Annotated in this window: 19 protein-coding genes; 14 read left to right on the forward strand and 5 right to left on the reverse strand. The window is 45.5% G+C overall.

Translation table 11 applies throughout. The features are described 5' to 3' along the window. Positions 1 to 111: 111 nt before the first annotated feature. On the forward strand, positions 112 to 3552 hold the full coding sequence (gene pyc, locus FZD51_RS05160; protein WP_187445637.1) for a pyruvate carboxylase: 3441 nt from the start codon (positions 112 to 114) through the stop codon (positions 3550 to 3552). A 112-nt stretch (positions 3553 to 3664) separates the two neighbouring features. Here the strand turns inward: pyc and FZD51_RS05165 are convergent, their stop codons facing one another. Next, on the reverse strand, positions 3665 to 4642 hold the full coding sequence (locus FZD51_RS05165) for a COX15/CtaA family protein (RefSeq protein WP_148973789.1): 978 nt from the start codon (positions 4640 to 4642) through the stop codon (positions 3665 to 3667). Positions 4643 to 5177: 535 nt separating this feature from the next. On the opposite strand from FZD51_RS05165, the gene cyoE reads away from it, so the two are divergent. The 8 genes from cyoE to FZD51_RS05205 all read left to right on the forward strand — a co-directional run bounded on the left by cyoE (position 5178) and on the right by FZD51_RS05205 (position 13203). Continuing rightward, a complete protein-coding gene (gene cyoE, locus FZD51_RS05170) occupies positions 5178 to 6116 on the forward strand; it encodes a heme o synthase (protein ID WP_148973791.1) in 939 nt (312 codons plus the stop codon). Between the two features lie 110 nt (positions 6117 to 6226). Further along, positions 6227 to 7294: a cytochrome c oxidase subunit II gene (gene coxB / locus FZD51_RS05175; RefSeq protein WP_148973792.1), complete on the forward strand. Its 1068-nt coding sequence runs from the start codon at positions 6227 to 6229 to the stop codon at positions 7292 to 7294. Positions 7295 to 7319: 25 nt separating this feature from the next. Further along, the gene (ctaD, locus tag FZD51_RS05180) at positions 7320 to 9197 is read left to right on the forward strand and encodes a cytochrome c oxidase subunit I (RefSeq protein ID WP_148973794.1); all 1878 of its coding nucleotides are present in this window, start codon (positions 7320 to 7322) and stop codon (positions 9195 to 9197) included. Then, on the forward strand, positions 9197 to 9826 hold the full coding sequence (locus tag FZD51_RS05185; protein ID WP_009791129.1) for a cytochrome (ubi)quinol oxidase subunit III: 630 nt from the start codon (positions 9197 to 9199) through the stop codon (positions 9824 to 9826). Before ctaD ends, FZD51_RS05185 begins: the two co-directional genes overlap by 1 nt. Before the next feature lie 4 nt (positions 9827 to 9830). Next, entirely contained in the window at positions 9831 to 10166 is a 336-nt protein-coding gene (gene ctaF, locus FZD51_RS05190; protein WP_035401058.1) for a cytochrome c oxidase subunit IVB, read from the forward strand. 185 nt (positions 10167 to 10351) lie between these two features. Beyond that, on the forward strand, positions 10352 to 11263 hold the full coding sequence (ctaG, locus tag FZD51_RS05195; RefSeq protein WP_148973796.1) for a cytochrome c oxidase assembly factor CtaG: 912 nt from the start codon (positions 10352 to 10354) through the stop codon (positions 11261 to 11263). A 160-nt stretch (positions 11264 to 11423) separates the two neighbouring features. Next, positions 11424 to 11891 (forward strand): DUF420 domain-containing protein, encoded by a 468-nt coding sequence (locus tag FZD51_RS05200; RefSeq protein ID WP_148973798.1) that lies wholly within the window; start codon positions 11424 to 11426, stop codon positions 11889 to 11891. A gap of 130 nt (positions 11892 to 12021) precedes the next feature. Continuing rightward, positions 12022 to 13203 carry a GNAT family N-acetyltransferase gene (locus FZD51_RS05205; protein ID WP_262380711.1) on the forward strand — a complete coding sequence of 394 codons (1182 nt, stop codon included), beginning with the start codon at positions 12022 to 12024 and terminating at the stop codon, positions 13201 to 13203. A gap of 112 nt (positions 13204 to 13315) precedes the next feature. On the opposite strand, the gene ytvI is transcribed toward FZD51_RS05205, so the two are convergent. Together ytvI and FZD51_RS05215 are read right to left on the reverse strand one after the other, a co-directional pair. Continuing rightward, positions 13316 to 14374, reverse strand: a complete 1059-nt coding sequence (ytvI, locus tag FZD51_RS05210; RefSeq protein ID WP_148973801.1) for a sporulation integral membrane protein YtvI — start codon at positions 14372 to 14374, stop codon at positions 13316 to 13318. A 193-nt stretch (positions 14375 to 14567) separates the two neighbouring features. Then, positions 14568 to 14927, reverse strand: a complete 360-nt coding sequence (locus FZD51_RS05215; protein WP_009791136.1) for a YugN family protein — start codon at positions 14925 to 14927, stop codon at positions 14568 to 14570. 338 nt (positions 14928 to 15265) lie between these two features. On the opposite strand from FZD51_RS05215, the gene FZD51_RS05220 reads away from it, so the two are divergent. Further along, positions 15266 to 15697 (forward strand): CBS domain-containing protein, encoded by a 432-nt coding sequence (locus FZD51_RS05220; RefSeq protein WP_009791138.1) that lies wholly within the window; start codon positions 15266 to 15268, stop codon positions 15695 to 15697. Between the two features lie 499 nt (positions 15698 to 16196). After that, positions 16197 to 17222 (forward strand): CAP domain-containing protein, encoded by a 1026-nt coding sequence (locus FZD51_RS05225; RefSeq protein WP_148973802.1) that lies wholly within the window; start codon positions 16197 to 16199, stop codon positions 17220 to 17222. 46 nt (positions 17223 to 17268) lie between these two features. On the opposite strand, the gene FZD51_RS05230 is transcribed toward FZD51_RS05225, so the two are convergent. After that, positions 17269 to 17640, reverse strand: coding sequence for a hypothetical protein (locus tag FZD51_RS05230; protein WP_148973803.1), 372 nt, complete (start codon positions 17638 to 17640; stop codon positions 17269 to 17271). Positions 17641 to 17650: 10 nt separating this feature from the next. After that, positions 17651 to 18151, reverse strand: coding sequence for a PaaI family thioesterase (locus tag FZD51_RS05235; protein WP_262380715.1), 501 nt, complete (start codon positions 18149 to 18151; stop codon positions 17651 to 17653). A gap of 126 nt (positions 18152 to 18277) precedes the next feature. Between FZD51_RS05235 and FZD51_RS05240 the strand changes: the two genes are divergently transcribed. The 3 genes from FZD51_RS05240 to FZD51_RS05250 all read left to right on the forward strand — a co-directional run bounded on the left by FZD51_RS05240 (position 18278) and on the right by FZD51_RS05250 (position 19487). Next, positions 18278 to 18676 carry a YlbD family protein gene (locus tag FZD51_RS05240; protein WP_148973805.1) on the forward strand — a complete coding sequence of 133 codons (399 nt, stop codon included), beginning with the start codon at positions 18278 to 18280 and terminating at the stop codon, positions 18674 to 18676. Positions 18677 to 18693: 17 nt separating this feature from the next. Continuing rightward, on the forward strand, positions 18694 to 18936 hold the full coding sequence (locus tag FZD51_RS05245; protein ID WP_009791144.1) for a YlbE-like family protein: 243 nt from the start codon (positions 18694 to 18696) through the stop codon (positions 18934 to 18936). Between the two features lie 137 nt (positions 18937 to 19073). Next, complete coding sequence (locus tag FZD51_RS05250; RefSeq protein ID WP_148973807.1) at positions 19074 to 19487, forward strand: hypothetical protein; 414 nt, start codon at positions 19074 to 19076, stop codon at positions 19485 to 19487. The last annotated feature ends 23 nt before the right edge of the window (positions 19488 to 19510 follow it).

The following is a 19510-nucleotide window of genomic DNA, read 5'->3' on the forward strand; positions in this document are numbered from 1 at the left end:
GAATCTCTGCTGCAAAGCGGCCGAAGCCTTTACATATAGCAATACAAATTAGCCAAGCCTTTCTGCAAGTTCCGGAAAGGCATCTAAAAGACAATGGATGGGGTGGAATTTGTGAGCAGACAAATTAATAAGGTACTGGTTGCCAATAGAGGAGAAATCGCAATCCGGGTTTTTCGGGCATGCACTGAGCTGAATATCCGGACCGTGGCTGTTTATTCTAAGGAAGATTCAGGCTCCTACCACCGGTATAAAGCAGATGAGGCGTACCTCGTCGGAGAAGGCAAAAAGCCGATTGATGCTTATCTGGATATAGAGGGAATCATCGGGATTGCAAAGGCAAGAAATGTTGATGCCATACATCCCGGCTATGGTTTTTTGTCAGAAAATATTGAATTTGCTAAAAGATGTGAAGAGGAAGGCATCATTTTTATTGGACCAACTTCCCGCCACCTGGATATGTTCGGGGACAAAGTAAAGGCAAAAGATCAGGCGATGCGTGCGGAAATCCCTGTCATTCCGGGGAGCGACGGGCCCGTTAAAAGCCTTGAAGAAGTGATTTTATTCGGGAAGGACCATGGGTTCCCTATCATCATCAAAGCCTCGCTTGGCGGCGGAGGCAGAGGGATGAGGATCGTCAGAAGCCTTGATGATGTGAAAGAGGCATACGAAAGGGCAAAATCGGAAGCGAAAGCTGCTTTCGGGAATGACGAGGTTTATGTTGAAAAATTCATCGAAAACCCTAAGCATATCGAAGTTCAGATCATCGGTGACAAAAGCGGTAACATCGTCCATCTGTTTGAAAGGGACTGCTCAGTGCAGCGGCGCCATCAAAAAGTGGTCGAGGTTGCACCGTGCGTCTCTCTCTCTGAAGAATTCCGCGGGAGAATCTGCGATGCTGCTGTAAGGCTGATGAAAAATGTCGACTATGTGAATGCCGGAACAGTGGAATTCCTTACCTCCGGGGACGAGTTTTTCTTCATTGAGGTAAATCCCCGCGTACAGGTTGAGCACACGATCACTGAAATGGTGACAGGGGTGGATATTGTCCAGACGCAGATAATGGTGGCGGAAGGATTCGCGCTCCATGGCGGAGAGATAGGCATTCCTGCACAGGAGGACATCAAGATTAATGGTTATGCCATCCAGTCCCGGGTTACCACAGAAGATCCTCTGAATAACTTTATGCCTGATACAGGGAAGCTTATGACTTACCGGTCCGGAGGAGGATTCGGGGTGAGGCTCGATGCCGGAAATGGCTTTCAGGGTGCTGTCATAACCCCATATTATGATTCCCTGCTCGTCAAACTGTCCACATGGGCTCTGACCTTTGACCAGGCTGCTTCCAAAATGGTCAGGAACCTGCAGGAATTCAGGATTCGCGGAATCAAGACAAATATCCCGTTCCTGGAAAATGTCGTCAAGCACGAGAAGTTTATTACAGGGGAATATGATACGTCTTTCATCGACAAATCGCCTGAGCTGTTTTTATTCCCAAAACGAAAAGACCGGGGCACAAAGATGCTTGCCTATATCGGCAATGTAACAGTCAACGGCTTCCCTGGGGTAGAAAAAAAGAAGCGGCCGGTTTTCGAGAAGCCGAGGGTTCCGAAGCTCCGCTATAACCAGGAATACCAGGACGGGACAAAGCAGATCCTGGACAGCCAGGGTCCGGAAGGTCTGGTTAAATGGATCAAGGAGCAGGATAAGGTCCTATTGACTGACACCACCTTCCGTGATGCCCATCAGTCCCTCCTGGCCACGCGTGTACGTACGACCGACATCGCGCATATTGCAGAACCGACAGCAAAGCTTCTGCCGGAAATGTTCTCTTATGAAATGTGGGGAGGGGCAACCTTTGATGTTGCATACCGTTTCTTAAAAGAGGATCCTTGGGAAAGGCTTCTCAAGCTTAGGGAAAAAATGCCGAATGTCCTTTTCCAGATGCTTTTGAGGGCTTCCAATGCTGTAGGCTACAAAAACTATCCTGATAATGTGATCAGGGAGTTTGTTCAAAAGTCTGCTTATGCAGGCATCGATGTTTTCCGTATTTTTGACAGCCTGAACTGGGTCAAAGGAATGGAAGTGGCGATAGAGGCGGTGCGTGATACCGGCAAAATAGCAGAAGCAGCCATCTGCTACACCGGCGACATTTCGGACAGCGCGAGGACCAAGTATAATCTGGAATATTACAAATCAATGGCAAAGGAGCTTGAAAACCAGGGAGCGCATATTCTGGCAATCAAAGATATGGCCGGCCTGCTCAAGCCGAAATCAGCGTATGAACTGATTTCCGAGCTGAAAGAAACAGTTGATATTCCAATCCATCTTCATATGCATGATACGAGCGGGAACGGCGTCATGACCTACAGCAAGGCTATTGAGGCCGGTGTGGATATTGTGGATGTTGCACTCAGCACGATGGCCGGCCTGACTTCACAGCCAAGCGCAAGCTCCCTGTATTATGCCCTTTCAGGAGAGGAACGCCAGCCTGAAGTGAATGTTGAAGCACTGGAGCAGCTGTCCCACTATTGGGAAGATGTCCGGAAATACTACCAGGATTTTGAGTCCGGAATGAAGTCTCCGCATACGGAGATCTATAAGCATGAAATGCCTGGAGGGCAATACAGCAACCTGCAGCAGCAGGCAAAAGCGGTAGGCCTTGGGGAAAAATGGGACCTGGTCAAGGAAATGTATTCCCGGGTCAACCACATGTTCGGCGATATCATAAAAGTCACTCCTTCATCAAAGGTTGTCGGCGATATGGCTTTGTATATGGTCCAAAATGAATTGACAGAAGAAGATGTCATCACACGCGGACACTCGCTCGATTTCCCTGATTCTGTAGTTGAACTGTTTGAAGGGTCTCTCGGCCAGCCTTATGGCGGCTTCCCGAAAGAGCTTCAGGAAGTTATATTAAAGGGCAAAGAACCAATTACTGTAAGACCGGGAGAGCTTCTGGAGGACGTGGATTTCGATAAGCTTAAAGAGAAGCTTTTCCACGAGCTCGGAAGGCCGGTGACAAGCTTTGAAGCGATTGCCTATGCACTCTATCCGAAAGTATTCATGGAATACTGCAGCACTGTCGAGCAGTTTGGCGATGTTTCCGTTCTGGATACGCCGACCTACCTGTACGGCCTGAGGCTGGGAGAAGAAATAGAAGTGGAAATTGAAACTGGAAAAACGCTGATTGTGAAGCTTGTCTCCATCGGACAGCCCCAAGCGGACGGCACCAGGATCGTTTACTTTGAATTGAACGGGCAGCCCCGCGAGGTTTCCATCAAGGATGAAAGCATTAAAATTGCTGCTTCTGCAAAGATGAAGGCTGACCCTAAAAATGAGAAGCATATAGCAGCATCCATGCCAGGTACAGTTATTAAGGTTATTGTTGAAAAAGGGGAAAAAGTCGAAAAGGGCGACCATCTGATGATCACAGAAGCGATGAAGATGGAAACGACCGTCCAGGCCCCTTATTCCGGTACGGTCGGTGATATCCATGTTGCAAATGGGGAAGCGATCCAGACTGGAGACCTTTTGATCGAGCTTTCGAAATAGAGGAAATCAGGAGCGAAAGAAAAAATATAGCAAAAGAGGATGGGCAGCCGGTGAGCTGCCCATCCTCTTTTTTTATGAATGAAGTAGTTTTTTATAGCCGGTTTCGTGTTTCTTATTGAACAGGAACAGACCGGTGTGCCGCATTGTTTTCTTTTTCAGATGCAGGCGGCACGCTTGCAAGTGCTGCGGCGTTTTTCTTGCTCCTTGCAGTAAGGAGAATAAAATAGCTGAAAACACCGAACAGGCATGAGATGAAGAAGGCATGTCCAAGTGCAATGAACAAGTTGAGGCGGGATATAACTACCATCGCTCCAAAAGCAACCTGAAGGGACACAAGGATAAAGGATATAATCCATCCCCAGAACACGACCTTCTGGTGGCGGTAATGCCTGACGGCCAATATGGTGATATAGCCTACCCAAAGAAAAATAATTCCGGCAGCAGCCCTGTGGCCCATCTGTATCCATTCATACATATTGCCCGGCAGCATAATGCTGTCATTCAGGCAGAAAGGCCAATCGCGGCAAACAAGGCTGGCATTGGTATGCCTGACGAGGGCACCGCTGTACACGACCGCATAAGAATAAATCGTAATGCCGATGATATGCTTTTGCATCCGTTTATCCAGGACAAGCTTTTCCGCCTGGAACTTTTTATCGACCTCAAAAATCAGAAGTGTGAGGAGCAGGACTGAAGCAAAAGATATCAGGGATATCCCGAAATGAAGGGCCAGTACAAAATCTGACTGCCCCCATTTAACGGCAGCTGCGCCGATCAGTCCCTGCAGAACGAGAAAGAAGAAAGAGACAAGAGCAAGGAATTTTGTTTCTCTTACATGGCCCAGCGCTTTCCAGGACCAGACCGAGAGCACCAGGACCAGTATGCCGACCCCGCCGGATACAACCCGGTGGGCAAGTTCGATGATCAGCTCCGGCGTTATATTGCTCGGGATGAGCTCTCCGTGGCAGAGCGGCCAGGATCTTCCGCATCCCATCCCGGATTCAGTTTTTGTCACAAGAGCCCCTCCAAGGAGCACCATCAGCATTCCAACCGTTGTCAGCACTGCAAACCATTTAAGCAAACGCTGCAATCATGTCACCTTCTTTTAAATTAATTTCATAAATTGCCATAATAGACTTAATCTGTATAATAATAGGGTATAATAGTTCAGGTGAGGCAGCTGGCGCACTCATTTCACGAAAACGCCGACTGTTCGATACTACACAATTATGGAGGATTTTACAACTCCCCGGCAGCATATTCCGGCTATAATCTATTATTCATTCAAGTCAGTTGTACTAATAGGTAAGATCTCCGTAAGCTTCAATTATATATTATGCTGAAAAAGTAACCAGTTACAATGTTTGTCATCTACTCGACACAAATTAGTCATAATTAATTCGAAAAAAATTCACAAAAAAACGCCAAAGTATGATTTAATATACAGAGGCATAGTTATTTTTCTACACAAACTTTTGACATTTTTTTATGACATTTGAATAGTAATAACTGCTATTTCGATTAGCATTCCCTCGTTTTCTGTTGCAAATATAGCATCGTATTACTTATAGTAGTTGTAGTGTAGAAAAGCTTTATTTGTGATAAGGGTTAAAGGAGGAGAAGTTATGGCAAACACAAGGGCTTTCAGTGAAGCTGCTTTAGAAAACAGTGAACGAAGCCTTCAAGCCAATATACCGGAGACAACTGCATGGAAGGATTTCCTGGCGCTTATCAAGGTAGGTATAATCAATTCAAACATGATCACTACCTTCACTGGTTTGTGGCTGGCCCTTCATTTTACAGATCAGCATTTTTTCAACAATCTTGATATTGTTTTTTATACACTGGTCGGATCTTCACTGATCATTGCGGGTTCCTGTGCATACAACAATTACTATGACCGCGATATCGACCATTTGATGGAAAGGACAAAAGACAGGCCTACAGTTACAGGGAAGGTCAGCCCGGGCAGGGTGGCACTGCTTAGCATATCCACCATCGCATTGGGAACCTTGCTGCTGCTCCTTGCATCACCTGCAGCTGCTGTAATTGGATTGATAGGCGTCTTTAGTTATGTAGTCCTCTATACAATCTGGACAAAGCGCAAGTATGTTTCCAATACTATCGTAGGAAGCATTTCCGGAGCAGTGCCGCCGCTCATCGGCTGGGCTGCAGTTGACGGAAACCTGGACATGATAGCCTGGGCGCTGTTCCTTGTTATGTTTGCCTGGCAGCCTCCTCATTTCTACGCACTTGCCATGAGGCGTGCAGAGGAATACAGGGCAGCAGGCATACCGATGCTTCCGGTTGTAAAAGGGTTCCGCACTACGAAAAAACATATTTTTGCATGGCTGGCAGTGCTTTTGCCTCTGCCGCTGATGCTTACATCTCTCGGCCTTCCATTCCTGATCCTTGCTACGGCATTGAATGTCGGCTGGATAGTCCTTGGGATCTATGCCAACAAATTCAAGGATGATATTAAGTGGGCTAAGGCAATGTTCATTTACTCGCTTCAATATCTGACGATTATGTTTGTGGCAATGGTAATCGTTACACTTATTTAACCTACGTTAGGAGATTCCCTTCCGCGCACTGGCGGGGGAGGGGATTTATCCATATTTTTTTTGATCAAACAACAAAAGAAATTTTTTACGAAAGAGGGGTTTGATTAAGCATGAAAAGGCTTGCAAAATGGCGTCTTGCATCACTGTTTGCGATTTTGACGCTCATTCTTTCCGGGTGCGGCGAACCGTTTTTGTCCACGCTTCAGCCTTCCGGGGAAGTTGCGAAAACGCAATATGACTTAATGCTGCTGAGCACGGCTATTATGGTGGGAGTAATTGTCGTTGTCACGGTGCTTTTCCTGGTTGTTATTTTTAAGTTTCGCCGCAAAGACGAAAGAATTCCAAAACAGGTTGAAGGAAGTCACAAATTAGAAATCATCTGGACAGTTATTCCTATTCTTCTGCTTCTTGTTCTGACCGTTCCTACAGTAGCACAGACTTTCAAGCTTGCGGATGTTTCTCCAATGGAGAAAAAGAACGAAGAAGGGAAAACGGATGCATTGGTTGTCAATGTCCGTGCAAATCTTTACTGGTGGGAATTTGAGTATCCAAACCAGGAGATCATCACTGGGCAGGAACTTGTCGTTCCAACTGGTGAAAAGGTTTACTTTAATCTGAAGGCATCTGATGTTAAGCATTCATTCTGGGTCCCTGCAGTCGGGGGCAAGATGGATACGAACACTGATAATGTCAATAAGTTTTATCTGAAGTTCGATAAAGAGAGCTCTGATGTTGCAGGCGATCTTTTTTACGGAAAATGTGCGGAGCTTTGCGGACCTTCACATGCTCTGATGGACTTCAAAGTGAAAGCAATTTCCGGCGAAGAGTTTGATCAGTGGGTTGCGGATATGCAGAATGCAGAAGAGCCTCAGCCTCAGTCAGAAGTTGCACAGCAGGGTCAGGACATCTTTAACAACAGCTGTATCGGCTGTCACGCTGTAACTCCTGTGGATGGAAGGCCGGAGCAGGCAAGGCAGGCTCCAAACCTTGCAAACTTTGGCGAGCGCGACCGTGTTGCCGGTATCCTGGATCACAATGAAAAAGAATTGAAGAACTGGCTGAAGGATCCTGAAGCTTATAAGCCGGGGAATAAAATGACTGGTACATATGGCCAGCTTTCAGATGAGGAGCTTAACGCTCTGACAGAATATCTGATGGGCCTTAAAGTTCAGGAGTAACGAGTTCGAAAGGGAGGTAAAACTTGTGAGTACCTACGCTCAGAAGAAAGGATTCGGCGCCACTTTATGGGACTATCTAACAACAGTGGACCATAAGAAAATCGCGATCCTTTATCTAATTGCCGGCGGTTTCTTCTTTATACTGGGTGGACTTGAAGCGATGTTCATCCGTATTCAGCTGGCAGTTCCAAACAATGATTTCTTAAGTGCCGGCTTGTACAATGAGATATTGACAATGCATGGTACAACCATGATATTCCTGGCTGCTATGCCATTGATCTTTGCATTTATGAACGCAGTCGTTCCCCTTCAGATCGGTGCGCGGGATGTAGCGTTCCCGTTCCTTAACTCACTTGGGTTCTGGCTGTTCTTCTTTGGAGGAATCTTCTTAAACTTATCATGGTTTTTAGACGGTGCTCCTGATGCAGGATGGACGTCTTACGCATCCTTATCGATGGCATCTGAAGGCCACGGGATCGACTTCTATGCACTCGGGCTTCAGATTTCCGGGGCAGGTACCCTTATCGGGGGTATCAACTTTCTTGTAACAATCGTCAATATGCGTGCCCCCGGCATGACATATATGCGTATGCCATTGTTCACATGGTCTACATTTGTAGTATCTGCACTCATTCTGTTTGCATTCCCGGCACTGACTGTTGGTCTTTTCCTATTGATCTTTGACCGCATGTTCGGCTCAAATTTCTTTGATGTTGCCAACGGCGGAAACACAGTTATCTGGGAGCATTTATTCTGGATTTTCGGACACCCTGAAGTATATATCCTGATTCTGCCTGCTTTCGGTATTTTCTCTGAGATCTTTGCAACTTTCTCAAGAAAAAGGCTGTTCGGATATTCATCCATGGTATTTGCAACTGTATTGATCGGTTTCCTTGGCTTCATGGTATGGGCCCACCATATGTTCACAACAGGACTCGGGCCAATTGCCAACGCTATCTTTGCTGTAGCGACAATGGCTATCGCCGTTCCTACAGGAATCAAGATTTTCAACTGGCTCTTCACAATGTGGGGGGGAAGCATCAAATTTACAACACCGATGCTTTATGCAGTAGCCTTCATTCCTTCCTTTGTTGCCGGCGGGGTAACAGGGGTAATGAACGCAGCTGCTCCAGCCGATTACCAGTTCCATGACAGCTACTTTGTTGTAGCCCACTTCCACTATGTAATCGTTGGCGGTGTTGTTCTTGGACTATTGGCAGGCCTTCATTTCTACTGGCCAAAAATGTTTGGAACCATGCTGAGCGAAAAGCTTGGAAAAATCACTTTCTGGCTGTTCCTGATCGGGTTCCATCTGACATTCTTCATCCAGCACTTCCTGGGCTTGATGGGTATGCCTCGCCGCGTATTCACTTTCCTGCCTGGACAGGGGCTTGAAACAGGAAATATGATCAGTACAATCGGTGCGTTCTTCATGGCAATTGCTGTGCTGATCCTGCTTATCAATATCATTATGACAAGTGTTAAAAATGTTAGAGTCGGGAATGACCCTTGGGGAGACGGGCGCACACTGGAGTGGGCGATTCCTTCACCGCCGCCATTCTACAACTTTAAGCAGACTCCGCTTGTCCGCGGTTTGGACGCATACTGGCTTGAAAAGATGGAAGGCAAGAACGCTTTGACGCCTGCAGAGCCGATCGGCGATATCCATATGCCTAATTCATCTTTCATTCCATTCATGATTTCGTTTGGATTATTCGTAGCTGCCTTTGGTGCAATGTACCATGGCGACGAAGGCAACAGCTGGGGCATCCCGGTCCTGATCCTCGGCATGGCCATTACTTTAGGCTCCATGTTTGTGAGATCTGTCAAGGATGACCACGGCTTCCATATCCATAAAGAAGATTTACTCAAAGAAGATGATGACAAGGGGGTAAAGGCATAATGCATACAGAAGAAAAAATGACTGTAGAAACATGGCCTGCATCACCTGAAAAACAAACCCTCGAAGCAAAGAATAAATTTCTCGGCTTCTGGTTCTTCCTTGGCGGAGAGACGGTGCTTTTCGCATCTCTCTTCGCAACCTATCTTGCTTTAAAAGATAAGGTTCCTGGAACAGAACATGCCCTGGCTAAGGACCTGTTTGAATTGCCGCTCGTATTTGCAGCTACTATGCTTCTATTGACGAGCTCACTGACAAGCGTTTACGCCATGTACCATATGAAAAATTTCAACTTCAAGAAGATGCAGCTCTGGATGTGGATCACCGTTGCCCTTGGCGCTGCGTTCCTTGGACTGGAAATTTACGAATTCAATCACTATGTGCATGAGTACCACCATACTTTCACAAGCAGTGCTTTCGGTTCAGCCTTCTATACATTGGTAGGCTTCCACGGAGGCCACGTTGCATTCGGCCTCTTGTGGATCACAACACTGCTGATCCGCAACTCAAGACGGGGATTGAGCCTGTACAACGCTCCAAAATTCTATGTCGCAAGCTTATATTGGCATTTTATTGACGTTGTTTGGGTATTTATCTTTACAGTAGTATACTTAATGGGAATGGTGGGATAAACTGATGGCGAATCAACAACCGAACTCAGGTAACCCAAGAGTAGACATTGAATACCGTCGCAAGAAGAGTGCAGAGGAAATGAGAATGCAGGTCATTACTTTTGCCCTGATGATCTTCCTTACGCTTGTAGCGTTTGTAGCTGTTGGCTATGAAGAATTTTCGGCATGGTTCATCGTGCCGTTCATCCTGATCCTTGCAGTCGTGCAGGTAATCTTTCAGCTATACTATTTCATGCATATGAGCCATAAAGGCCATGAAGCTCCTGCACTGTTCCTGTATTCCGGCTTGCTCGTGGGTGCAATAACAGTATTGGCTTTCATGACTATTATCTGGTGGTAAAAAAGAAATCGGCTTTTAGCCGATTTTCTTTTTTTTGTATGAATAAGGAGATTCTATGAACTTTGTACTTGGCTTGGCTGGAGAAAGCTGTGTATTATTGAGTTTCATCTTCAGCAGCGGTATAATGACCTTGTACGTGCATTTAACAGCGCATGGGACAATATTACATTAAGAGGTGGCAAGCGATGCTTACACTAGACATATTCGGTTTCAGAGCACTTTGGAGTCCTTATTTCTTTATAGTCATGCTGGCAATCCTTGCAGTTTATTTCCTGCTGACAGTGAAATACCGGCAGCGATTCAGCGGGAGCACCCCGCTCACAGTAAAACAAGCAGTCCTGTTTACGGCAGCTATCATTCTTGTGTATGCAGTTAAAGGCTCGCCGGTAGACCTGATGAGCCATATCACCTTCTATGCGCATATGATTCAGATGTCTATACTATATCTGATTGTACCGCCGCTTTTGATTACAGGGATCCCGGAATGGCTATGGCGAAAGATACTGGCACCCGCAAGTATTCAAAAAGTTTTCAGGTTCTTAACAAAGCCCCTGATAGCCCTGATTTTGTTCAATGGGATTTTTTCCATTTACCATATTCCATTGATCTTTGATGCAGTCAAGACGAATATGTGGCTTCATGGCGGCTATTCTATACTTCTGTTCATCCTTGCCGGTCTGATGTGGTGGCCGCTTGTGAATAAACTTGAAGAATACGAATCCTTGAATGGGCTGAAGAAGGTCGGTTATATTTTTGCAGACGGCATTCTTCTTACACCTGCTTGTGCGCTGATTATTTTTGCAGACACACCTATTTACGCGACCTTCTCAGATCCGCGTGCCTGGGCTGATGCCATGCATCTATGTGTTCCTTCAGCCACGCTGGCTTCACTCAATTTGAGCGGTCCTGAGATGTTCAACAGCATGTCTGCCCTCAATGACCAGCAGCTTGGCGGCGTTCTTATGAAGGTATTCCAGGAAGTTGTATACGGGGTCGTCCTTGCTCAGGTCTTCTTCCAATGGTACAAGAAGGAACAGCAGGAAACTGAAGCAGAACTTAAGGCTTCCAGATCGCTTGATCCGCAGATTGCCGAGTAGGAAAAAATCTCCCGAGACGGGAGATTTTTTCTGTTAGATGGTATCTGGATTTATGAACAATTAGGGAACATTGCTGAAAGAAGCGGATTGTTTATTGAAAAATCGCCGCTGTTTTAATAGAATTGATTTTGTAAAACATGAGTCCAGAGAGGAAGTTATTATGAACTATTCATTGCCTGTTTTGCCTACAATCAGCACCACGTTCATTGTATTGAGCGCTGTTACAGTAGCGATCGGCTGGTATCAGATCCGCCAGCGGAAAATAGAAGCGCATAAAAAGACAATGCTGCTGGCGGCAGTATTTGCTATCATTTTCTTCATTATTTATGCGAGCAGGACGGTTTTTATCGGCAATACTGCCTTTGGAGGGCCGGATGATATAAAAATTTATTATACCTTATTTCTAATTTTCCATATTACATTGGCTACCACAGGAGCAGTGTTCGGCATTGTTACACTGCTGACCGGCTATACGAATAAATTGGAAAAGCACCGAAAACTTGGTCCGATAACAAGCATCATCTGGTTTTTTACGGCGATAACAGGAGTAGCTGTTTATCTGCTGTTATATGTGTTCTATCATGGCGGGGAAACCACATCAGTCATTAAAGCAATTTTAGGATTCTGATTAAACTCACTAGTACGCTGCTATACAAAAGGGAGGCCCCGCTTGGCGGTGCCTCCCTTTTACTGTCTTATGATTCTGAATGAAGGAAATTCAAGCCGATCTATAGAATAGATAAAGTAGAATGGAGGCAATGACAGTGGATATAAAATTAATGCAAGAGGATTCATTTGATGAAGCCATCAGGCTTTCGAGTTATGCTTTTCAATATCATGTACCGGAAAGTGATTATCCGAAAAGAAAAGAAACAATGAGGAAACATAAGATATATGGAGCCTATGAAAATGGAAAACTGGCTGCCAAGCTCCACTTACTGGACTTAAAAGTTAAAATCCAGGACAAAGAATGGAAAATGGGCGGAATAGCAGGAGTGGCCACCTTTCCTGAGTACAGAAGAAGGGGCTATGTATCAGGACTAATGCGCCAGGCTCTGTCGGCTATGAAGGAAAATGGGCAGATCATATCCTTTCTCCATCCCTTCAATATCCATTTTTACAGGAAATATGGATGGGAACTGGTTTCTGACCAAAAAAGAGTAGAAATTAATAAAATAGATTTACATATGATCGGCCAGCTGTCCGGAAGCATCACAAGGTTTAACAAAGATAACCATGATGCTGCAGCAGAAGAGATTTACGACCGCTTCACCAGCAAGTTTTCCGGCATGCTTGTCAGAGACAGGGACTGGTGGCTCCAAAGTGTATATTCCGACTATCAAATAGCGGTTTGGCATAATGATGGAGGCAGGCCGGAAGGTTATATTCTTTACAAGATTGAAAACAGCATACTGGATATTCAAGAATCAGCTGCTTTAACTGCTGAAGCGCGGATTGGATTGTGGAACTTCATCTGCCAGCATGATTCTATGGTTGATAAAGTGAAGGTGCTTACATCGGTCCACGATCCTTTCCCGTACTATCTCAAGCAGCCAAAGCAGCATATGGAGGTCACCCCTTATTTTATGGCACGGATTGTCGATCTTCCAATGGCATTGGGCGCCTACCAATTTAATGGAATTCCGGAACAATCATTGTTCCTGCATGTTGCAGACGAATTAGCTCCCTGGAACACAGGGACCTATCAGCTGTCAGCCAATGGTGTCCAATGCTTTCCGCCAAAAGAGGGGGCCAGCTGCGCCCATCCGCCAAAGAGAGGGCTGCAATTGAGCATCAATGCACTGACGGCTGTTATCACCGGATACAAGCGGCCGATTGAGCTGTATGAACTTGGAGAGATCAAGGGATCTGCAGAAGATGCTGACATATTTGAAAGAATGGTTCCCCGCCACAAAGCGTTTTTCTATGATTTTTTCTAACAATGATTTTGAGCAGCTTGAGTTTGGTGAAGCTGCCGAATCTCTTGACTGCCAGTAAAAAAACAAGCAGGGATCTTTTATTTAAGATCCCTGCTTGTTTTTTTGAAGCTGTTTAAACTTTGAAATCCATCTTAATCAGCCCTGCTTCTTTTGCAGAATTGAAAGCAATCAAAATAAGCGGCCCGATGATGAAGCCAAGAATGCCGAGCAGCTTAAGCCCGAGATACATGGCTATCAAGGTGGAAAGAGGGGAGAGCCCGATGTGGGTTCCCATTACTTTTGGCTCTACGGTTCTTCTGATGATGAGCAGGACAGCTGCCAGGACGGCAAGCTTCGTGCCCAGAACCACATCTCCTGTCAAAAGGTGAAACAGCGCCCACGGCCCGAGTATAACAATTGAGCCTATGATTGGAATGAAATCGATGATCCACAGGACGAGCGCCATGACCAGTGCTATATCCGGCGCTATGATAAGAAGCCCGACAAGACTCACAAAAAAGATGATCAGGCTTACGAGGAACTGTGCCTTGAAAAAGCCCAATACAACATAAGAGAGACGGGATGTCATGAAAGAGACCTTATCTGCTGTCTTTTCTGTCAAGTGGTTGTAGGCACCCCGCCGGAGCCTCGGAAGATCGATCAGGAAAAGGAATAATGCAATTAAATAAACAAGGAAGCTGACAAGATAATTCGGGATATTGGTCAGCAGCGCCTTCACATTATCGATGCTCACATAGGCAACCAGTTCAGTTTTCGTTTTATTCAGGAATGTCTGTACCTGGTTGCTGATTTCATCCACCACGTCTTTTGGAAGATCTTCTGCAGCACGGGTGAACTTTTCCTCTGCATCAAGCCAAGCATTGTTTATTTCATTCACATATTCCGGAGCATTTTCAACCAGCTTAATGGCTTCGGTAATCACTTTTGTCGTAATAAAATAGCCGGACAGTCCAATAAACAGGACAAAAACAATGAAAACGATCATGACGGAAATTCTTCTTTTGATGTTAAGTTTTCCCTGCAGAAGCTTTACGAGCGGTTCAAGCATGAGTGCTGTTATAAAAGCAACAATCAGCGGGACGGAAACAGGGAGGATGAAATAGAAAAGCGTGCCTATTAAGATTAGGCCAATAAGCCAGATGAAAAAACGTTTTGTAAAAAAACCGGACAAGGTGAAACTCCTTTCCAAATCACTGAGGGTTAGCTTCAGATATTGATTCTTTAAACTGAGATATATTATTATATTATATTACGCAGAACTGCTGGCCTACAACTGATTTTGTCCGCTTTTTTATTTGGAAAAAAAGACGCATGGTTCCATGCGTCTTTTACAGTGCTTCCCATTGTAATGCGGTTCCTGCAGCTTACAGTGCAAACCCTTTAACTTTGCTCTGGATGTCTGCAAGGGTCTTTTCGCATTGGCTGACCAGGGTCTTAGGGAAGCTTTCTCCTTCTCCATACTCAATTCCATGGGGATAATAATGCTTTCCTAACAAAGGAGTCATCAGCTGGATAACGGCTTTATGGGAGCCGATATCCCCTTCCGCTGCGTAACCGAAGACACGCAGATAGAAAACGCCTTCTTTTAATTCAAACTTGCGGTCGTATGTAACTCTTTCATAATCCCATTGGCCTTCACGGACCAATCCATGTTCAAGCATCACCTCATCAAGACGTGTAAGGTCTGCTTTCAGTTCTTCCAAACCAGTATTTTCGAACTTCATCTTTGTCCCTCCTGAAAAACAATGCCGTCCTTTTGGACAGCAATTCTGTAAGTAAAGGCAACCAGCGGCCAAGCCTTTCAAAAAAGGCATCCCGGGACTATAAGCAATGAAATCGGGACCCTTTTATCTCAAATTTAATAATAGTAGAAAAATGTCAAAGTTGCAACGAATAGATGAAGAAAACTTAAAACAGTCACATTTATGCCGGTCTTTATGCTTGTTCTTATTTTGCCGCTGCAGTACATAATTATCCCTTGACTGGAAAACCTATCTTTTAGCGAATCTGTCTGCGCCTCTGAATGAGGCTGCAGGCAGGAATCAAATAAGGAGGGCTTATAATGAAGAAAATTGGCGATATAATGACAAGAGATGTAGATTGCTGCACTCTTCTGGACAATATGTATGAGGTAGCTTTGAAAATGAAGGAGCAGGATGTCGGCGCCATCCCGATTGTGGATGCTGACAGGCTTGTAGGGATGATTACAGACCGGGACATCGTGGTAAGAGGGGTGGCTGAGAAGCATCCGGGATCTACAAAAGTGGAGGATATCATGAGCAGTGATCTTGTTACAGTCTCGCCTGATGCCAATATCAGCGAAGCATCAAGGATCATGGCTGAGCATCAGATCAGGAGGCTTCCTGTCGTAGAAAACGGCAAACTGGCCGGCATCATATCCCTCGGCGACCTTGCCGTCAGCAGCCGCACCAACGCCCAGGCCGGAATGGCCCTCACAGACATCTCTGAACACGAAAATGAAGCAACACAATAAACTGCTTAGTATATTTTTTATTTGGATTAAAACCTAGTAGCAGGTCAGAAATCTAATCAATTGCGATTGATTTTCAAGATTAGTTTAATTTTGTTAATGGGGCTGATGATTTCCGCTCCAGACACTTCGCTTTCCGCGGGGCGGAGTTGAGCCTCCTCGCGCTTACGCGCTGCGGGGTCTCAACATTTCCGCTGCTTTCCCGCAGGAGTCTACGTGTCTTCCTCTACAATCATCAGGGGTTTCAAAATTTAATTGCTGCCCGGGCTTAACCAAATAATAATTTACTTTAAGACTGCTTAGGCAGTCTTTTTTTGTTTTTTTTACATTTTAATAACATACACTGCAATTTCATCATTCAATTCTATTAAAAAGAAAGTTGAAAATGATATAATAATCTATATACTGCGGCATATAATGATAGAAAAGATAGAAAAGACGGCAGGGAGGGGGCTGGAGTCTGCTAAAATTAATCCGTATATTAATTATTGTATCCATTTTTTTGGTCATTAGTTTTTATTTCAATATATCATCAGAACCTAAAGACGAACTCCTGATCAGTGATGAGGAAACGAAACCCCAGAAAGACGATTCTCTCAGCGAGCAAAATATGATAGACGAATCTTCCTTAAAGCTTCCGGGGGAGGGCCTGTCATCGCTTATTGGAAAAAATGCCTCTGATCTGCAGGCCTTGCTTGGTGACCCGGAACGTAAAGACCCATCAGAATATGGCTATGAATGGTGGATTTATAAGAAAGGCACCAGCCAGTATGTTCAGGCGGGTGTATTGGATGGAAAGATTGTCACGCTGTTTGCCACAGGGCCCGATGCTGACGTGAGTCCGTTTCATATAGGTCAGCCGGTCAGCGAAATTTACTCTTCTGTATTTATTGATACTAATATTAATTTTCAATACAAAGGCAGCTCATACCGGTTTGAGCTCTCTGAAGACGATCTGAATACCAGGCCGCTCATCAAGGCGGGAAATATTTATGCGCAGCTGTATATCGACCGTTTCACAGGCGAGCTGTCGAGCATCAGGTATATGGATGCCCCGACGCTTGTAAAGCTTCGGCCTTATGAATTGGTATACAGGGGGGACCTGATAGAAGCCGAGCCTTCAGAGCAGGCAGAAAAGAGGCTGATTGAAGAAGGCAATGAAAAACAGATATTCGACATCAGCAATTTTATCAGGGCAAGGCATGAATTGAATGTGCTTGAATGGGACGAAGCTACTGCAAAAGTAGCTTATGAGCATAGCAGGGATATGTTTGAAAGCAAACAGTTTTCCCATACCTCGGAAAAATACGGCGAGCTGTCGGACAGGCTTGAGGCTGGGGAGGTTTTTTATCAGATGGCTGGCGAGAATATTGCTGCTCACTATGTGGATGCTCCTGCGGTAGTTGAAGGCTGGCTGAATAGCAAAGGCCACAGGGAGAGCCTGCTTAACCCGGATTTCACCCACCTTGGCGTCGGCGTGTACGACAGGCATTATACTCAGAATTTCATACAGAAATGGCAAGAGTGAAGATAGTAAAAGAGGCCTCCGGACTGCCGGGAGCCTCTTTTATTTTTTAGTCTGTTTTCAGGACTTCCTGGAGCCTTGAACGGTTTACAATGAAAATATCTTTCTGCCATTTCCCGAAAAGGATAACATAGCCGCCCTCTTTGATATCGGAATTCCTGAAGCCCTGATCTGCTGCCTGGAGCTTTCTGGCTATGATTGTCTTTGATGCAGCCTGAATTCGCATTTCCAGCACCCAGACATGAAGATGGTGATAATAGCGCTGTTTTTCAAGGGAGAGTGCTGTGACTTTCCCTTCAATCACAGCTTCTTCAGGGACTGTCCCGATGCTTCTCCATTCCGCCTCGGATTTCCGCCTTTCCTTCCTCGTGACCCAGAAGAAGTATAGGCATATGATAGGGATGACAATGGCAGTGACCATAGCGCCCTCCTTATTTTTTTTCTATAACAAAAAAGCTGCCGGTAGCCTGCGCGATTTTCCGTCCGTCAGCCCTGTATACATCAGCAGATAGAACCATGGTCTTCGTGCCTTTGTGGCTGAGGGCGGCGGTACATATAATATTTTCGCCTTTACCGACAGCCAGATAGTGGATATTCAGCTGTGTGGTGACTGCCCCGTATCCCTCAGGCAGGAGGGAGTTGGCAAGGGTGCCCATTGCTGAATCGACAGCAGTGGCCGTGATCCCGCCATGCACAATGCCGAGTGTATTATGCAGGAGGGGGGAGACGGGCATTGTAATTCTGCATTCCTGTGCTGTAATGGTCCGGTCCATATGCAGGATGCCGCCTATATAGGAGCTGTTTATGTTATCCTGCTTCTTCTTCACTCCGGCAAGAAGTGTGTGCAAAACCTTCCTGTCGTCATCAGTGGCCTGTTCAAGGCAGGCTTCAAATAAATCCCTTAGCTGCTCATCCATAAAATCACCTTTCACATGCTTTCTGCTTCATATCTTAACATTTATTTGGCATTTTTTGCATCCGGGAAGACAGCTTTCACATTTCATTCAGTTTTTTCATATGGTAATGTAGGCGAATGCATCAGATGAGGTGATTGAATTATGACTGTTAAGAAACTTCATCCTTCCGTTGCGCAATTCAAGGACTTCGTAAAATCCAGGCCGCATATCATCAAAGAAGTAAGAGATGGAAAGTCGACGTGGCAGGATTTATATGAAGATTGGTACCTTCTCGGTGAGGAGGATGCCAGATGGGGGGAAGCGGCTCCTGGGGCAGAAGTGAAGGAAGAGGAGAAAAAAAGCGACTGGATGTCCACAGTGATGGGGACCGTAAAAAAAATGGATCCCGGCCAGGTGCAAGGATATATTAATAATCTCAGCCAGGCCCTGTCTGCGGTCCAGGGCGTAATCTCCCAATTCCAGACAGGAAGCCAGACGCCAGGCTCACAAAGCCCGGTCCAGGCAAAACCGCCAAATCCTTTTTCATTCCGAAAAGATTGATTCAAGGCAGGTGTGAGATGAGAAGAGATATCCTTGACTATTTAGAGCAGAAAAAAGAACTGAAGCAATTTATTAGAGAACAGCCCCAATGGTACCGCACTTTGTCCAGGAATCCCCAGGAAATACAAGCGCTGGAGGTTGCCGCACTGCATTATTATAAAAGAACGATCCCGCATCATGTAGAGAAGTTCACCAATGGCGTCCAGATGGCTTCCATGATGATGAGCATGTTTCAGGCAATGAACTCACAATCTTCATAGTAAGCTCTTCTCCCGGGAGAAGAGCTTTTTTCATTGTATTTAAAAAAGGGTCGCTCTCTATTTGAAAATTTCTGCTCATAAACAGCCGCCTTCCAAGAAAGACTAGTAATAGCCTGAAGGCAAAGGAGGAACAAGAAATGAAAAAAGTAATCGCCTTGTTCATTGGAATCGGAGCAGTGCTGGCTGCCGGATGCGGCAAAGATTTGCCGGAGCCGGAGGCAAAGCTTTTTGAAACAGGGGATATTGGGGCTAAGAACATTTCAGCAGCAGGGCTGGAGGAAAAGGAGAGCCCGCTATTTGTTAAATATACCATCCATGGCAGTGACCTATACATAGACTGTATTGTTACAGGAGTTTCTTTCCGTGAAGGTGCAGGGGAACAGCAAGGAAAAATCCTTCTGTATGCTGACGGAAAGAAAGTGCGGGAAGTCCATGCTGCTTCCTTTTCGGTCAAAGGGCTCGCAAGCGGACTTCATAACATAAAGGTGAAGGTAGTTTCCAAAGGAAGTCCTTTGGGGGCAGAAAAGGAATTTACTGTAAAAATACCTTAAGCACATACTTCGCAAATTAACAT

Source organism: Bacillus infantis (assembly GCF_008180445.1).
In the GTDB taxonomy this organism is placed as follows: Bacteria; Bacillota; Bacilli; order Bacillales; family Cytobacillaceae; genus Bacillus_AB; species Bacillus_AB infantis_B.

Bases quoted from the DNA above. Each gene is read 5' to 3' on its own strand.
- FZD51_RS05205 (WP_262380711.1), top strand. From the start codon at position 12,022: ATGACAGTGGATATAAAATTAATGCAAGAGGATTCATTTGATGAAGCC.
- coxB (WP_148973792.1), top strand. From the start codon at position 6,227: ATGAAAAGGCTTGCAAAATGGCGTCTTGCATCACTGTTTGCGATTTTG.
- ctaF (WP_035401058.1), top strand. From the start codon at position 9,831: ATGGCGAATCAACAACCGAACTCAGGTAACCCAAGAGTAGACATTGAA.
- FZD51_RS05200 (WP_148973798.1), top strand. From the start codon at position 11,424: ATGAACTATTCATTGCCTGTTTTGCCTACAATCAGCACCACGTTCATT.
- FZD51_RS05220 (WP_009791138.1), top strand. From the start codon at position 15,266: ATGAAGAAAATTGGCGATATAATGACAAGAGATGTAGATTGCTGCACT.
- FZD51_RS05185 (WP_009791129.1), top strand. From the start codon at position 9,197: ATGCATACAGAAGAAAAAATGACTGTAGAAACATGGCCTGCATCACCT.
- FZD51_RS05215 (WP_009791136.1), bottom strand. From the start codon at position 14,927: ATGAAGTTCGAAAATACTGGTTTGGAAGAACTGAAAGCAGACCTTACA.
- FZD51_RS05250 (WP_148973807.1), top strand. From the start codon at position 19,074: ATGAAAAAAGTAATCGCCTTGTTCATTGGAATCGGAGCAGTGCTGGCT.
- FZD51_RS05240 (WP_148973805.1), top strand. From the start codon at position 18,278: ATGACTGTTAAGAAACTTCATCCTTCCGTTGCGCAATTCAAGGACTTC.
- FZD51_RS05245 (WP_009791144.1), top strand. From the start codon at position 18,694: ATGAGAAGAGATATCCTTGACTATTTAGAGCAGAAAAAAGAACTGAAG.
- cyoE (WP_148973791.1), top strand. From the start codon at position 5,178: ATGGCAAACACAAGGGCTTTCAGTGAAGCTGCTTTAGAAAACAGTGAA.
- FZD51_RS05230 (WP_148973803.1), bottom strand. From the start codon at position 17,640: ATGGTCACTGCCATTGTCATCCCTATCATATGCCTATACTTCTTCTGG.
- ctaG (WP_148973796.1), top strand. From the start codon at position 10,352: ATGCTTACACTAGACATATTCGGTTTCAGAGCACTTTGGAGTCCTTAT.